General features: G+C 58.6%; 8 protein-coding genes and 1 pseudogene. 5 read left to right on the top strand and 4 right to left on the bottom strand.

The window, feature by feature from the left end:
• The first annotated feature begins 2,544 nt into the window (after positions 1–2,544).
• Both ACRQ5Q_RS08285 and ACRQ5Q_RS08280 read left to right on the top strand, forming a co-directional pair.
• On the top strand, positions 2,545–2,793 hold the full coding sequence (locus ACRQ5Q_RS08285) for a hypothetical protein (protein ID WP_439397011.1): 249 nt from the start codon (positions 2,545–2,547) through the stop codon (positions 2,791–2,793).
• Positions 2,794–3,745: 952 nt separating this feature from the next.
• A complete protein-coding gene (locus ACRQ5Q_RS08280) occupies positions 3,746–3,928 on the top strand; it encodes a hypothetical protein (protein ID WP_439397009.1) in 183 nt (60 codons plus the stop codon).
• A gap of 390 nt (positions 3,929–4,318) precedes the next feature.
• On the opposite strand, the gene rpoN is transcribed toward ACRQ5Q_RS08280, so the two are convergent.
• The 3 genes from rpoN to ACRQ5Q_RS08265 all read right to left on the bottom strand — a co-directional run bounded on the left by rpoN (position 4,319) and on the right by ACRQ5Q_RS08265 (position 9,090).
• Complete coding sequence (gene rpoN, locus ACRQ5Q_RS08275; RefSeq protein ID WP_439399726.1) at positions 4,319–5,821, bottom strand: RNA polymerase factor sigma-54; 1,503 nt, start codon at positions 5,819–5,821, stop codon at positions 4,319–4,321.
• Positions 5,822–6,588: 767 nt separating this feature from the next.
• A complete protein-coding gene (locus ACRQ5Q_RS08270; RefSeq protein ID WP_439397007.1) occupies positions 6,589–7,374 on the bottom strand; it encodes an autoinducer binding domain-containing protein in 786 nt (261 codons plus the stop codon).
• A gap of 1,092 nt (positions 7,375–8,466) precedes the next feature.
• Entirely contained in the window at positions 8,467–9,090 is a 624-nt protein-coding gene (locus tag ACRQ5Q_RS08265) for a J domain-containing protein (protein WP_439397005.1), read from the bottom strand.
• A 1,256-nt stretch (positions 9,091–10,346) separates the two neighbouring features.
• On the opposite strand from ACRQ5Q_RS08265, the gene ACRQ5Q_RS08260 reads away from it, so the two are divergent.
• Positions 10,347–11,684, top strand: a complete 1,338-nt coding sequence (locus ACRQ5Q_RS08260) for a hypothetical protein (protein ID WP_439397004.1) — start codon at positions 10,347–10,349, stop codon at positions 11,682–11,684.
• Between the two features lie 958 nt (positions 11,685–12,642).
• Here the strand turns inward: ACRQ5Q_RS08260 and ACRQ5Q_RS08255 are convergent.
• Positions 12,643–12,735: pseudogene (locus tag ACRQ5Q_RS08255) on the bottom strand (IS5/IS1182 family transposase); the annotation flags it as partial.
• A 254-nt stretch (positions 12,736–12,989) separates the two neighbouring features.
• Here ACRQ5Q_RS08255 and ACRQ5Q_RS08250 point away from each other — a divergent pair.
• Entirely contained in the window at positions 12,990–14,249 is a 1,260-nt protein-coding gene (locus ACRQ5Q_RS08250; RefSeq protein WP_439397002.1) for a DUF418 domain-containing protein, read from the top strand.
• Positions 14,250–14,320: 71 nt separating this feature from the next.
• Positions 14,321–15,055: an SET domain-containing protein gene (locus tag ACRQ5Q_RS08245; protein ID WP_439397000.1), complete on the top strand. Its 735-nt coding sequence runs from the start codon at positions 14,321–14,323 to the stop codon at positions 15,053–15,055.
• Positions 15,056–17,025: the final 1,970 nt, after the last annotated feature.

Raw genomic sequence — 17,025 nt, 5'->3', positions numbered from 1 at the left:
GGATCTCTCCTGACCAACCGTGACAGCGGCGAACCCCAACACCACGTCGCCGGTGAATCCAAATGGAGACGATAAATTGCGCAGCAACGGTCGAGATCGCACATTTCGAGCGCACGCCTTATGCTACGACCGGCTCCCCGTATCATTTGGAAACCTCGGCGTCTCGGGGGCCAGCGTTTTCCATTTCGTGTTTCGATCGTGATGGTTCGCTGTGCGTGGGCAGCCGCAATGGACCGGCAACTAAGATTGATGTTCGTCATGCGCTCTTTTCCGCGTGTCGAGGCTGGCTGCACACGCCTATGTGCATGCGATCTCCCGCGACCCTACGGCGGAGCTACTGCTTGCAAAACGCCCAGATCTGGTAGGGCCAATTGACAGGACTCCCATCGGATAATCAGTGCAATCCCACTGCTACCCAAGGCGACTGCGCCACTTTCGACGGTCGGTTGGACCACGCGACCTTTGGTGCCACCTTCTTAAGGATGCCTCCGCGTCCGCCAAGACTATGTAGGCTGGCACCGCCAACTGCTAGGCGGTGAGTTGTCTATTCAGATTCAGGTAAGGACAACCGAATTGACCTCAGCGCTCCAGGCCGGCGCGATCGCTTCACCGTCGAGTTGCGTCTCATTCCCGCGTAAGCCTAACGAACCCTCCTTCGGCTGGTTCAGCTTCGTGGGCTCGTGCGTTAAGCTGAATTATTATGGGGTTATTAGCGGTCGGCATGAAACCTTCTTCGCGCAGCTTGTCCATTAGGCAGGTGTGGCCCATTGCTGTGGTAGCGGCGTTCCGAAGCGCCGGTTCTCCGTGAAGAGAGCTCCGAAGTCCGGTACCCTCGCCCGGCGCCCCAACCACTTGGTCCTCCGCAGGGTTATGAACAAGAAGAACGCGATTGGACTCATCCAAATCGGCCGCGTAGCGATGTCATAGGTCGTCGTCGGCTGGTCCGAATCCCGCAAGAGACCCTGGTGGAACAGCCTCTCAACCATCAAGTGAGGGGCGATTTCCGAACCGTGTGGAAGCGGGAGCGGCAAATGAGACATCTCCGCTTCCTCAGGTGCGGCAGATGATGATCGGTCCAGCTTCATTTATGATCTGACTGAACAAATCATGATCTTCCTGTGTCCAGACGTGCGCCGTTGGTGATTCTGGTGAACGGGCATTATCGATCGGGTTCGGATCCATAAAGCTCCCCTTTCTATGATGAGAACAAAAGCCACTTGAAGATCTCCTCCCAGGGAGTGAGCTGAGTTTGTCACGAATTCAGAAATGGGTGGCTTCGTCATCGAGAGGCCAAGTTCGAGCGTTAAAGAGGCTCGTTTTCGAGAAGCTGACAAAGGTCAAACAAGGGAGACAAACCGGCGACCGCATCTGCCACGTCTGATGCGATCTCCGAGCAAAGTCTAATTCCGCCCGACCTCGCAGTGGGAGCGCAGGTTTGCGTCGTGCGTCGCATTCACCTGGCGGTAAAGCTGGTTAGGAGGTCCAGGCGATGCGGGCCGCTGCCAGACCCAGTCTTGCACCGAACATGTGAATTTCGATCTCTGCTCGCGACCGGTCGTTCTGCCTTACACTTTGAGCCATGCTCGGGCTGCTAATCATAGTCGCGCCAGCGCGAGAACAGACGAGAGCGCGACCTACGTGAGAGTCCGGCGAGCGCGGAGCGAACTGTTCACCTAATTAGATGAAGAACGAAATCGCTCAGACGCAAAGCAGCCGAGCCGATCATCCTGCGTAAGGCTAAAGGAGCGGCCGTGCCGGTGATCCCGGGCTGCGGCTGCCACTGCGTGTAATGGGCACTCGCGACGTCCCCAGTGCCTCCGATCCTGCGCGCCATGATGCAGCCTCCGACTGATAATCGGAACTACATCGATCAAGCGGCATGTTACATCTCAGGTGAGGCACGAACGATCAACTTTGTGCCGGCTGCTATTGACGCTCAGCGTGATGCAGATGGCGCTCCTGTCAGGGCGCGCTTAGAGGAAGCGGACATTTCAGCGGCGACTTCGACACTGAGCGCTAGTTAGTTTCGAGACCAATGTCGGAAAGTTGACGATACGCACGGTCAGACAGAGCGCAAAACAGCAATTTCAGTTTGGTATGCGGATTGCTTTGTTACGGCGTCAGCGCCGATCGCTTCCAAGGCGACGGATAGGTAGCAACATTTAGCAGAGGCCCGGCTATGTCGCAGGCCGAGGTAGAACGGTTTGTCAAGAATCGCGAAAGACCGCACTTGGAACACCGGGTGCTGGACGACATCGCTCCGACTTCCGTCGGCCATCTAATCGCCTAAGGCAAGTGCACAGCGTCGGAGCTGGCTAGGCAGGTCACGACTGACGGAGCGATCGTGCTCGCAGTAGCCGACCTGCTCGATCAGTTATACGCGGCCGGGGTGATTGAAGAGGACTTGCACGACAGTTTCGCCTGGCAGACCAGCTGACATGTTACTGCGCTTTCATCCGGCAGCGGTTAGAGTCTCGGATTTCGTACGCCAGTTGGTCCGCCGGAAGAATTTCATTGTCGAGCTGCCCATGCGAACGGTGCGTGATGCCCCTGCAGTTCCACCGCGCTGTCAAAAACATGGAAATTTGGGCTGCATCCAGCGGCGGCTACTCGTTCGTTATAAGCTTGCAGAGCCCGACCGGTCCTGGCTTTCGCGGAAGGTTCGGCTACGTCGCTTCGTGGCGTCCGCTTGACCAGAGCCGTGGCTCGATCAGGGTGCTCGGCTCGCCGCTGCAGAGCTTCGCTGAGGCCAAGGACGCCTGCGACAGTATGCTCAATTACCTGAGAGACTGAACTGATTCTGCGAGGATCTGCTGGCGGCGGCCGCGACCTAATATTGCTGCCGATGCATCGAGATCCGGACGTACTGCGCAGCCCGGAGCTCGCGCTCCCGACGCCGGGGCAGCCTGGCATGCTGGACAGTCCGCCTGAAAACAAAGAAGTGCGAAGCTGTTCACCCTCCCCGAATCTCTCCTCGTCTACAACTAGGAACGTCCCGCCGGGACGCTCATCCGGGAATGGGCGAGTTGGAGCTGGCGAAGCTGGACGCGCGGCCATGAAGCCCCACGCCATGAGCAAGTATTTCGGTAATGGCGCCGGCCACGTTCTGCGCCTGCACAACAACCGTGCTGCTGTTCAGCTCGCGCGGAGCCCGACGAATCTGCCCGCTATGTCGAGCGCATCAACCGCTACGCTCGCGATGGCGTGGAATATCCCAGCCTTGCCGCCCTGCTCCGCGCCGTCGAGGCCGAGCACGCTCAGAAGAAGCCCTGATATGCAGCTTGCCCCAGCTCAACATCGAAGCACCGCCCCGAGCGTGCGATCGGCGCCGCCCCCTACATGCTCATGGAAATGATGGCTGCCAAACCCAAGGCGGCCGCACCCCACGCCAGCGCATGCAACATCCAAGGCCGCATTGTCATTGTCGCCTCACCAGCGCCGAGGGCAAGCACAAGCACTAGCTGTTCTTTGCCCATGTACTAATTTAACCTAGGTCGAGTCTCGGGCTGGCTATGCAATTTGTGCCGGATCATCCCGGAAATTCGCTCCTTTGAAATTAGGACAGGAAACGTTTGAGCGATTTCCAACTTTCCCGATGCCTTCCCCAAGGGTAAGCCCAAGTCGGCCCCGGCTCAAATGCACTCGACCATCGGCTATCTCAGCCCGGTTGAGTTCGAGCGCAAGGTGGGATTAGCTTAACCCGGTGTCCATCAAACCGGCAGCAGCTCACCGAATGGGGGGCGCGATGAAAGACATGCTCGAACATGTCGCGACCTTGCGCGAGCAGATCGGGAAGTGCGAGCGGTTGAGAGATGAGGCCAAGTCGCCAATAAAGCGGGCGGCTTTCGACCGGGTGGTCGCTCACTACAGGATCCTCGTATCTGAGCTGGAAAATGCAATCGCGCAAGCCAAGGCTGAGAACGAGTGAAAGCCGCCTCATTTAAGTGGAACGCGGGCTCCTCGCTCCCGGCGGGACCGTAAAAGAGCGCCCCCAACTCGGCGCTGGGCTGGAGTTGGGACCTCGCTCGGTCAGCCTTAAGGCGGCGCCGAACCCAAGCCGCTCAACCCGCATTGACGGTGGGGAACTCGCGATTATTCAATCGGCGCCCCCCAATTTGTCGGGTCTACTGCACCTCTCTCGTGACCTGCCACTGCATTTTCATCCAGCGGCAGTTAGAGTCTCGGGGTTTTGTACGCCAAGTGGCGCGGGTTCGGCTCTGAGAACGTTGGATCTTCTCAGGCGCCCGTCGGCGTTTACTACTAAATGCCGCACCAGCGGCTTCGTTTAATCACCAAATCTCGCTCCAAAGGCCCGCTTTCAGGTAAATACAAGGCGTCGCAGGATTCCAGATCGAGGGCTGGGAGTTTCTTCACCGAGGCCAGTTTCGCCCGATGCTCGACTGTTGATCGTTGACCACTCCTTGTCGCGGCGGCGTTGCACCGAGGAAGGAATGCGCATGGCTTCGCGGTACTTCGCGACCGTACGGCGGGCAATATCAATGCCCGAGGCCCGCAACCGTTCCACGATGGTGTCGTCCGACAGGATCGCGGAGGGCTCCTCCGAATCGATCAGCTGCTTGATGTGGTGGCGCACGGCTTCGGCCGAATGCGCCTCGCCGCCGTCGGCCGAGGCGATCGAGGCCGTGAAGAAATATTTCAATTCGAATGTGCCGCGATTTGTCGCCATGTACTTGTTGGCGGTGACGCGCGACACCGTGGATTCATGCATCTGGATGGCGTCGGCGACGGCCTTCAGGTTCAGCGGCCGCAAATGCGCTACGCCGTGGGTGAAGAAGCCGTCCTGCTGGCGCACGATCTCGGTTGCAACTTTCAGGATGGTGCGGGCGCGCTGGTCGAGCGCGCGCACGAGCCAGGTGGCGTTCTGCAGCGCATCGGTGAAGTAGGACTTGTCGCCGTCCTTTCCGATCTTCTTCGACAGCTCGGAATAGTAGGTCTGGTTGACCAGCACGCGCGGCAAGGTGTCGCTGTTGAGTTCGACATGCCAGCCGCCGTCCGGACCCGGGCGGACATAGACGTCGGGCACCATGGTCTGGAGTCGGGCCGAGCCGAACTTCATGCCGGGCTTGGGATTGAGGCGGCGGATCTCGCCGATCATGTCGGCGATGTCCTCGTCGTCGACGCCGCAGAGCTTGCGCAAGCTCGCGATGTCGCGCTTGGCGAGAAGGTCGAGGTGCTCGACCAGGGCCTGCATCGCCGGATCGTAGCGGTCGAGCTCGCGGAGCTGGATCGCCAGGCACTCGCTCAATGACCGCGCACAGACCCCAGGCGGGTCGAATTTTTGCAGCACGGCGAGGACGTCGTCCACCTCCTGCTGCGACGCGCCAAGACGTTCGGCGGCCTGACCTAGATCGGGCGGCAGATAGCCGGCCTCGTCGACGAGGTCGATCAGGTACTGGCCGATCATGCGCTGCGCGGGTGCGGTGAAGGCGACCGAAAGCTGCTCGGCGAGATGGTCCGCGAGCGTTGTCTCGGCCGCGACAAAGGCTTCGAGATTGTAGTCTTCGTCACCCGAGGCGCCGCCGCCCCATTCGGTATAGGTGGTCGGTGGCGCGTCCTGGGCGTTGCGCGCTTGGCCGTCGGCCAGCTGTTCGCCGCTGACCTGATGGACCTCAGTCGGCGCTTCGTCGCCATCCGCAGCGTCACTGGCCCGTTCCAGCAGGGGGTTACGCTCGAGTTCCTCCTCCACGAAGGTCGTGAGATCGAGATTGGACAATTGCAGCAGCTTGATCGCCTGCATCAGCTGCGGCGACATAACCAACGACTGCGATTGCCGGAACTCTAGTCTTTGCGTGAGCGCCATGAAGCAAGAACCGTTACTGAAGTTGGTCCGCGTTTTGCTCATCTAGTCAGTAGCTGATCCTCGCGCTTTGATGTCGCGCAAAAAAGCAGATGCAAGGTGACAATTCTGATGAAGGCAGCGGACAACTGGACGGCGACAAACTTGTCGTAATCCCTCTTCAAGTCCCATTGTGCGCGAGACTAGGAACAAGAGATTAGGATGTGGCACTGTGACCCGACGGCATGAGCCAACAGGCCAGCTTCACCGTGGCGCGAATCCCATGAAGGACTTTGCCGATCCGCCGCAGTTTCGGTGACTTATAGCCGCGATCCTCCATCATCCCGCAGGACGGGTCAGTGCCTGCCCGCCGCTCAGACAATCGACCAATCTCGAGCTTTGCTGCGCGCTTGCAATTGCCCCAAACTTTAAAGCCAATTGTGGAAGGACGTTGCCCAAATGTTTGACACTAAGGCTGGCAGTCAAAAGATGGTTGAGGTAGCAGGTTGAGCCGGCTGCAAGATCGGCGTTGCGCTAAAAGAGATTGCGTGTCGTCGCGTTCGGCTGCCTAAAGCCGGCCGCTTTTCAGCCGCCAGCGGCACTGTTGAGGGACATCGCAGATGCGCGCCTGATGCGCTTGCCCGCCCAGTTATCTGGTTTGAGCCGCTCCGTTGCGGTGCATCGTTGAATCCGGTTGAGATCGGATGTCCTGCTCCGCTGCAGATGAATGATAACAGAAGAGCTCGCCCGCGAACGGGGGCCTTTGATCGGTTCTTTAAACGCGCATGGAATTAAATGAGGCCGCGTCGAGTTGCTATAGCTACAGCATTTGTCCGGTTCGCCGCCCCTAGCTTTCTGATGACGTTCTTCATGTGAAAATTAACGGTATTCTCGCTGACCTCAACAAGTTTCCCGGTTACCCAAGCTGACTTCCCCTCTGCGACCCAGCGTAAGCACTCTGTTTCTCGCTCTGTTAGCGGAATGTCTGACTTGGAACCTTCATCAAGCGGCGGTGTAATCTCCGCGACAGCGTTGTGAAACGCCGACGCCAATGTCGTGAGATGAGCCATGCGCTTCTGTGGATTGGCATCGTCGAAGGGAGATGCAAACGATACGAAAGCCAATCGGCCTTGCGATCCAAACAATGGCACGCTTATGCCATGCTTAAGACCTGCTTCTCTGGCCTCGTGCAAGACGCGCAGCTCACGGGGCTGCAGTTCATATCGACTGGTTAGCTCATCCCAAAGAAAGGGACTTGGCAGCATTGCTGTCCGCTGGACCACGGGGTCGATCGCTCGATACTCTTGCTCAGCATAGCGTTGGCACCAATCTGACGGGAAGTTTATAGTTGGCGGGGGCGGCAGATAATCCGGCAGACGACGCTCATTCGAGCGGGTGAGTGATCCGTACGCGGCTTTATCGAAGCCTTCATTGCTCGAGCAATTCACTAGAAGATCGAACAGGGCTTTGATTGATTGTGTCTGTATGGCGCATTCGACGAAGCTGAATAGGTCGGGACCGCGGCTTTCCCGTCCCCTCGAATAGATTGGCATTTTGCCGTGCGATTGGTCGTCCATTTCGATTTCCATTTTGCTTACACAGATGTTGAGGTCCGCTTGCTGCAGCTGAACGCTCGCGCGCGAAGGAAAGCGCCGGGGCCCGAAATGTTTGACCAGGTCGCAAACCGGCGTGCGCCGGACGGTTGAGCCAAGGCGATGCTGATTTGTTCGTTACTGACCGGCCGGGTTGCTGTCCAAGGTGCCAAATTGACGCGAGCGCATCCAGACTCTCGAAAGAGTGGCTGGCAAATGACGAAACTTTTGCGGCGGACAAGGTCATTACTTGTCACAAGAACATAACAGCATCCCGAGCGCCAACCTAAGGAAGTTAAGGAAGTGAGCTCTGCACAGAACTCTTCGCGCAGCTCGGCACAACTCAAGTCAGAGACCGGTGCAGCGCTTGCGCATGTCCAGCCGCCACTCGCGGACGTTGAGATATAGCTGCTTGATGAGGACGACAGCATATATGCGATCCTCAGGCCTTTCCAAGAACCATCAGGATGGGCACAGCAATTCTCGCACCACTTTCCGATCGACAAAATGGCCCGCTAAGAGAAGCACTCAGAGAAAAACGGCCTCGTCTGAGGTGTCTGAGCGGATGTGGCATACGTCAAACATGCGACAACGTCTCAGGCACGACATCGAATTGATATGGATCAACAGCAAGGCCGGATGCCTCACCTGCATTGACGCGGAACGCAGATGGGCGCTGCCGGTGAGTGCGGTTCTACGGCGCGAGCCAAATCCAGGACGAGCCGTACATCCTTGAATCGAGCAGCGGAGCAGCAGTTTAGTCTAGCGTGGTTTTTGAGACGACCGGCGCTTTCGGCGTTTCGCTGTGGCGCGCCTTTCCAAACTGCCCTATTGCATCACGAGGAGTTGCCCCGTCCTCGGCAAGCCGAGAAAGAGCGAATGAGGAAAGAAATCACGGAAGGCTCGTCGTGGTTTGATCCGGGAGGCAGTTGGTAAAGAGGTGACTTGGCGGAGATGTTGCCTGCGGGCGTCGGGGTGGAGGTCTGAAGCGGATTACACGCCAGCTCGGATGCAGCTTCACACGATCAAGGTCTACGTAGCGGCGGGTGGGGTGAAGCCGCTCAAATCGTGTCCGGGCTAGCTCTCGCGCACCACGGTCTTCAGGTAATGGTAGGCCTTGATAATCTCGACCAGGCGGCCCTCCTTAGAGCGGTCGCCGCCATTGGCATCGGGATGGTGCTGTTTGACCATCGCCTTGTACTTTGCCTTGATATCTTCGAGCGTCGCGTCGACATTCAGGCCCATCACCTGCAGCGCTTTTCGCTTGGCATTGAAAATCTTGCGCTCCTCAGGCTTGGCCTCCGCGCGAGGGCGGGCACTGGCGCGTCCGCTCAGCTCGGCGAGCATGCAAAAAGCATCGCAGGCGTCCTCGGAATCGGCCGCGCTGCCGGTCATTTTGCGAGCGCTGATGCTCTCGCCCATCTTCCAGGTTGGACGATGGCCGATCAGCTCGTCCTTCTGGTAGCGCGCGACCGCTTCAGCGTCCATGCCCGAGAAAAAATTGTAGGACTGATTGTATTTGCGCACATGGTCGATGCAGAAGTGCCAATATTCGCGCGCATTACCGCGACCCTTTGGCGCGGGATGGGTCGCCTTGTTCTGGCAATCAGGCCATTCGCATATCGGCGCGGTCTGCCGCTCCTGCGCTTCCTTCTTGTTGATGCGAATGGAGGCGAAGAATTTGGATGTGTCGATCGGCATGACTTGGCCCCCTTGGCGGAGCGGCAGTTAACAGCGCCGCTTCTAAGCTAACGAATTGGTTTGGACGGCAGATCTGGCTCGTCCTTCGCGTCTGGTCCACTGGCGTGATGTAGCAGGCGCTTCGTAGCAATCGACATGCCAGGGCTCGCGAGCTTGGTTCAGACATCACCTCTTTGCGATCTCAGATCGACTCGATTGCAATTTGCTGTCGGGCTCAGCACATAGAGGGCTTGAACGGGGACCGGGTGAATACAAAGAAAGCGGGAGCTATGCAGCACTCTCGGTGATGACGCGCTCAGAGAGGCAGCGTGGCAAGGCGGATGGCGAACCTGCGAGAACTTATCCAAGGAGGCGATACGGCCCGAAGGAGAGGATCAACATTATGCCCTTCTCAGCCGTCTGCGGTTGATCATGCAAGGGTACAGATTCCGCAACAGAGCGCGTGATCTGCTCGCCGGACTGTTGAGACGGAACTGCCGCGTTCGGCAGACGCCGGCGAGCTGAACCCGCCGCGGATGGTCGCGCCGGCCATGCGGCCCGGCTATGGCCCGACGCGCAACATCGCCACTGATACCTTCCGCCTTCGGTGATTTCGGGCCTGAACGACCAATCACGGCAAATACGAGCGCCGGCAACACACAAGACCGTCAGCGTGCTCAAAGAAATCCCGAGCTGGTTCGGAGCGGCAAGAAGAGGCCATGCAGGATCTCAATGGCGCCCAGCCGCGCAGCCGCGGAGCATGCATTCGAACACCTTCGTCGAGAATGGCACGAATATGCGCGTGACCTTGGTTACCGGACAAGGATCGCCAATCTAGGACCTATTGGCTTTCCATTACTTTCCTGCCGAGGCACCACAGCCGGTTGAGAACTACAATCCGATCGGGAGCGTCCGCCGCGGTGCGACACACGAGCGCGCGCGCCAGGGAACCGTTGTCGCCACAAACCCTAAGATTGATGCTGCAAGCTGATCCAGGTGGCGTCGAAAATGTTGGGTTGACTGAAGAGGCCCAATCAGTTGCTGAGATCGTCGCGGCCTCAGAGTGCCAACGCCATTGAGCTCGTCCCGAACACACAAAGCCATGCCGCCTGCTCGGCTCCGTCACCGGTCCAGTTAAGAGCCGCGAAATGACTAATCTGACATCGCAATCGGTAATGCTCTAAGCGCGTCAGCTTGTCGACAGCTGGTCCTGATAAAGCGAGAGAGCGAGACTATCAGCTCGGTATTGCGACCGACAAAAACCCCGGGGGGTGGACATGGACCGATTTAACAGCATCAACCCATTCGACCGTGACAACGCCGCAGTGTCACAACCGCAACAGCAGCAAGCGGAGTTTGAGCCGTACTTGGATGAAGTGCCGCAGCTTGATGCCCCAGCCGTTCCAGAGATTGCTGCTTCGTTAGATCGCTACTATCCTCATCTGTCTGAGGAAGATCGTAGACTCATCGAGGCTTTGGAAGTTGGGCACCAGAGCACCCGCGGTCCCCATTCCGAAGACGCCGTCACCAGATACTTCGCGGACACCGCTGCCCAGCACAGCGCGCCGCGGGAAGCTTGGATTTGGCCGAAGGAACCGCCTGCGGAAGGTCATGATCAGGATCCCTTGATGAGTGAAGCCATCCTAGCATCGTCTCTCAACCAAGGCGTGCGCGATCACCACGGACATCCCGGAGAAGCCGTTCGTCAGTTCAACTGGAGCGGCGGCTACCAGCAGGCTCCGTACGAGCTGACATGGAGCGCTCCCGTTTCAAGTCGCGAGGTCCTGATGGGTGCGGATTACGCCGGGGAGTTGAGGCCTGCGAAGAGACAAAGAACACCAAGCCACACGGAAGGGGATGCCATCGGGGGCCAGGTGAGCGAGCCCGGCAGTTCAGTCGTTCGCGAGCTGATGGAAGACGTCGGCGCACCGTTTCAGGCCAGCGGTCCGGCCGTCCTTTCTGCGGAAGACTTCGATCAGGATCTGCTGTGGGCGATGGTGGGAAACGCCGGCCCATCGTCGTCTCTCGAGCCAAACGAGGGTCATCACCAAGCGCCTTTAGAATCCGTCGTTCGACCCTTCAATTTCCGGCAGGGCGACCAGCACGCGTCCGCTGCGCTTGACCTTAACAACGCCCCGCCGAGCCAGGACAGCCGACCCAACAGTTTTATCGTTCACAATGACCGCTACACGGCGCTGTTCGTGCCCGCTGCGGCGATCAGGCGAAGCACCCCATTCAATCCGCCAGGCGCTGCCATTCCTCTCGGATCTCGACGGGAAAACGTGCCGCAGCCCAGCACGCAGCCAGCGAATCGAGCCTCACCAGCATTGCTTGGACGGTCGATGGAGCATGCCGCTCCGGCGTCCTCCAGGGCTGAAAGGACGGCCCCCGCGCCCCGCGAGATTTATGCTGCATCATTTGCCGTTCCCGAGAATTTTTCGCACGGTACCCAACCCGCCCCGGACACGATGCGCTCGAAGCTCGGCCGCTGGGGCCTCTTGCCGAACGAGGCGCAGCCAGTAAAAGAGTACGACATTCGCGGCGAGCGTTACACCGCCCTCCTGGGGCCGGGAGGCCCCAATGACGTTCGGCTCATTCATCACCCGAGAAGGTAGATGCCGAGGGACAATGCCAGGCTAGGAGCCCGTCCGCATAGCTCTGATATTGGACTTGCTATTGGACCATAGCTTGCTCCAGCAACTCTTGCGAGCTGGGCGCGGTTCCGGGCGGTGCGGCTGAGCGCTACCCGGCCCGCTTGCGCGCATCATGGCTGTGCGGCTCCTCGTTGAGCCGCACAGCCATCGCCCTTTGATCTTTGCGAAGAGCCGGCAGCCAAAGCTGCGAAGGAAACCTACGGTGTTATTGCCGTTGCGTTTTGCAGCATTGCCATTGATTGGGGCCTCAGCCCCGAGACAGGATAAGCATCCTCCGAGTAAAGAGGCTGCTTCGCGCGCCCCCATTGAACACGCGCCGGCTGAGCTTAGCTGGCTACAGATGAATGTGGTCGTCCATTCCTCGAATGCACATCCTCGTCGTGGCATTCCGCAGAAAGCTCCCGTCGTGAACGAGGCGCCTCAAAATCAGTACCGTATGTTAGAGGTCAGCAGTGCTCGGGATACGGTGCGATCTTCATCGCTTAGCCCAGCCGACGAGTTCCGCAGCTTACACGGTGCGACCCCGACTCTGCCGCCAGCGCCCCTATACTGGTATATTCTGCCTTCAACGTCCCCGCGGAAAGCCGGTCAGCAAGTTTTGGCGGAGATAGTCGCTGAAACCTATAAGAGCCGTGAATAGATCGTGCAGTATCTGTCGCTACTCCGGACTCGGACGTTTTATGAGAGCTGCGTCGTTCGGGACATGGATTCGGTTCAGCGCCGCGTGCCTTCGGCACTAATCTGCCCGTCGAAAACGACCACCTGAGATGACCTAGCGCCTCAAGGAGCTTGAGCGCAGAATGAAGCTGAGCAAGCCGCAGCGATCTCTATCCGGCTGAACAAATCGGCCAGATTGGGACGTGGACTTATTAACGCGCAGCCACAGCGTGATTGATGCAAGTTGGACGAACGCAAGTTAGTTGGCGGCGAGTTTGTCGTAGCGCGTTGCCACGCGCCGACAATGCTCGAGCTTGTTGAAGAAGCGCTCGACCAGATTCCGGGCTCGATAGAGACAGGATACCGCTCCGTACTAGCAGAGATTTCGCGTTTTATCGTCTCGACTGTTATCGAACGGTACCGAAATAACACTCGCGGCAATACCGGGAGCTCAGGTTGGGCCATTGGAGAAATTTCGCCAATCCAAGTTCATGTTTATTGGCAGTGAATCAAGTTGTCACGGTTCGATTAAGCCCCCCAATTCAGGTAGTTTGATGCGGCACGAAGCGGCATTCTAAATCTCTGCATCGAAACTGTGGGAGTCCTGCAATGACCGGCGGAAGCATCGGCTCGCGCTCCCCGCCGGCGAGTAACTCGCCTCCAAAGCCCATGAGCCGGTCGGAGCGGCTCGACGCGATTGACGTGCTGCGGGGCTTGGCCCTGTTCGGCGTGCTCGCCATGAACATCGTGACCATATTTCGGGTCTCGTTCTACGCGCCGTTCTTGCCGAACGCGGAGCCGGCGGGGCCGCTCGACCGGGTGGTGGCGGCTGTGCTGACGGTCGCCGTCGAATGGAAGGCGCTTGCGCTCTTCTCGCTCCTGTTCGGCGTCGGCCTCGCCATCCAATTCGAGCGGCTTGCCGGCAATGCACGGCGCATGATCTTGCTCGTGCGCAGGCTGGTGGTGTTGCTGGTGATTGGCCTAGTGCATCTCTATTTCATCTGGAACGGCGACATTGTGGTCGAATATGCGCTGGCGGGCTTCGTGGTGCTGCCCTTCCTCGGCGGCGCGCGGTGGCTCATGGCGGGTGCAGCCCTGCTGCTCCTGTGGCTTTACGTGACCATCCCGCCTATCGTGCCGCTGCCGAGTGCAGCCGGGATGGCCGCTCTTGCCGCGGACGCGACGCGTGCCTACGGCACGGGCGGATTTTTCGATGTGCTCGCGTTCCGGATCCGCGAGGTGCCAGCGATTTTTCCGGCGCACGTCATGGTCTTTCCGCGCACTGTCGCGCTGTTCCTCGTTGGCGCCTTCGCGTGGCGCAGCGAGGTTTTGCGTCGAGCTCCGGCGAACCGACGCCTGCTGTTCGTCGTCGCAACCTTTGGCATTATTCTCGGCGGCGGATTGAGTCTAGCTGCAGCAGGACAAGAGCTCTTCGATTGGCCGTCGCCCGGGCGCGCGCATTTTTCGGTAGAACAGCTGGGCGCGGTCGTGTTGGCTCTCGGTTATGCGGCCGCAGTCATCGCGGCTGTGAACCTCGCGGGCGGGCAGAGGATGCTGGGCTGGGCCGCGCCGCTTGGCCGCATGGCGTTCACCAACTATCTGGCGCAATCTGTGATCTGCGGCTGGATCTTCTACGGCTATGGTCTAGGCCAATTTGGCCGCCTCGGCGTGGCCACGACACTGGCGATCGGCATTTTCGTGTATGTCGCGCAGGTGGTGTTCAGTGCGTGGTGGCTGCGCCGCTATCGGTTAGGTCCTGTCGAGTGGCTCTGGCGCTCTTGCATGTATGGGGTACCGCAGCCGATGCGGGCAACGGTTTCCGCCGCTATTGGCGGGGAGCGGACACCAGGCGGCCAGTCGTTTAATTAGCACACGGCCTAGTGTTTGAGGACCACTCAAATTGCGAACGAGCCGCCAAGCCAAGCGCCGAGACAACATGATTGCCGAGCGTTCTCGGCGGCTTGCAGGTCCGCGAAAATGCCTCGCGTGTCGCCGCGCTGATAGGCTTAAAGGTCGCGATCGCCCGACATGAACTCATCGCCCTTGACGCGGATCTCGGTCTTCCAGTACTCGCAGGCCATTTCCAGCACCACCAGCATGCTGGTACGACGGAAGGCAATCCGCAGCAGCCGGCAACAAATGCAGAGAAATCGAAATGTGATGGAGGCGCGATCAGACGACCTACCGATTTATGCAGGAGATTTCGGGGCTCAGGTCACTTAGCCTGCGGTGAAAGTGACTGGGAGATTTCTTCAATGTTGATCGTTGACACTATTTTGAAACCAGACCAGTTTGGCGGCATTGGGCTTTTCTCAGCTACTCTTTTAGCTAAAGATTCATTGATTTGGATTCATAATCCTATCGTTGACATCGCGGTGACGCCTGAGCAATACGAAGCTCTAGCTCCAACATTTCAAGCTCTACTAGACAAGCATGCCTATCCAAGAGACTACAGGGCTAGCGATGGCGTTATAGAGTATAATGCTGACAACGCGCGCTTCATGAACCACAGCAATCAGCCAAACACATATCAAGACAATCATTGCCGAATTCGAACGGCGCGTGACGTACAACCTGGTGAAGAACTGACTTGCGATTACTTGTTCTTCGATCCAAAGTGTGACTTATCGTGGAATAAAGAACCATCGGCGAATGTTGATGCCCCAACGGGCTAGGCGGCAGTGGATTGAGTTTGCGTTCTGACCACTTCGACTTCGTCGGCGAATTTACCCGGGAGAGTTTCGGCAACTCGTTGAGGTTATCGACGGACACCAGCTTTTTCCGGCTGCCTCGTCTACTCTAGGCAAGATCTCCGCGGATGTGCCCGATCTCGCACTTACTTTAGAATTGATGACGCTCGATCAATTGCCAATCACTGCTGAGATGGGCCCGGCACATCCTGATATTATCCTTGGGATACGCTGATTGTGCCGCTTGATGCCAGAGCCGCAGATGTGCTGTTCACAAACGCTCTTGATGAGGGGCGCTAGCGGCTCGATCTTTGCGCCTCGATTTAACTTTCGCGCATGGAGAGGTTCTGGGCGAGGATCAATCCAGCGCAACGCACTCGGGCAGTACTGCTTGACGAGCTGTCGACCCACCCCTTCCATCGTCACGCGAACTCAGGCGGGGTACTTCTTTCATCTAGCCGCAGAAGATCACCAGTTGGAATGCGCCGAGAGTCTTTGCTCTCGATCGCCAGAATTTTAAAAGCATTCCGAAGCGTCCTGACGTCGGCACTCGCCGCTATGCGCTATCGTCCGGGGCTGCTGGGACCTCCATGAGCAGCATCATCAGCCCCTAAATTTCAGCTTGCTGATGATGTGAAGTGCGAGCACAAGTTCGAGCTTCGCGATCTGCTAATCGTATTTACCGCCGTCGTTGGTGCCAACCCATCGGCCCAGGTCGTCGGCGCTAGATGTGACTGCGGCCATGTTGGCTGGCGGGAGACTTGAGGCGATTGGCGCGGGGCCACTCTTTTGCTCGGGAGCCAAACGCGTAACCTGCGGAACGTTCGGCCGCCGAGCCAGTACGGAAGGTGCTCGAGCCCTATGTTCCTAGATTCCGCAGCGGGATCTCTCCTGGGCAACCGTGACCGCGGCGAGCCCCAACATCACTTCGCCGGTGAAACCGAAATGGAGGCGATAGATCCACCAAACTGCGCAGCACCGGTCGAGATCCGACAGGGCTAGCGCCCGCCTTAGTGCTGCGACCATCCGCACCATCGGCTTCATTCCACGTATCATTTGGAAACCTCGCTGTCTCGAGGCCCGCGCTCTCCATTCAATGACGTTTTGGGCGGTGATGGCTCGCTGTCCGACGCGTGCACCTGCAATAGATCGGAAGCTGAGATTGATATTCGCCATAGCGTTCTTTTCCGCTTTTCGAAGCTGCTCGCACACGCCTATGTGCATGCGACCTTGATCTGATCCTACGGCGGAGTTACTGCTTGCAAAACGCCCAGATCTGGTAGTGCCATTTGACAAGGATTCTCATCGATAAATACGCTCACACGATTTCACTGCTGCGCAAAGCAACTGGCCCACATGCGAGGGTCGTTGCGGGAGAGACCTTTGCTGCCACTCCTCGAGAATACCTCCGCATCCGCCAAGACTATCTAGGCTCGCACCGGCAGGCCTTCGCTGGTTTCCGATTGAGCTCCTGACGGTCACCGGTTTCGCTGCCCAATTGCGCGAACTCAGCCGACATCGAGCGCTGGGCTGGCGGGCCAACCCCGTACGACCGCACTGGCAATGTCGGTCACCTCGCGGAGCAACGCCCCGAATAGTTCGGCCCGCAGCGCACCCTCGTGCAGTGCTTGTTAAGATCGCCCAGATGCAAAGCCAGTTGATGATCCGGCGCACGGCTTAAAGGCGCGGCACCGGCCAGTGATCCCGGGAATGGGGCGCGTCGGCGTGCAATGGGCACTCGGCGACGTCCCCTCAGTCCTTCCGATCCTGCGCGCGATGGCGCAACGTCGGACTGGCGGACAGCCGGAGGTACATCGGTCAAGCGAAAGTAACATCCTCGGGTGAGGCAATGGAGGAAACACAGGCCAGATGATAGGTCAGCACCGGGCAGACGAATGTCAGGATGACGGCGCATCTCGTGGCCTACCAGTGGGTCCGATGATGCGTACCCACTG

The sequence above is a fragment of the Bradyrhizobium sp. PMVTL-01 genome (genome assembly GCF_051861855.1).
In the GTDB taxonomy this organism is placed as follows: Bacteria; Pseudomonadota; Alphaproteobacteria; order Rhizobiales; family Xanthobacteraceae; genus Bradyrhizobium.
Note: the sequence above shows the minus strand (reverse complement) of the source record. Positions and strands in the feature narration are given on the sequence as shown.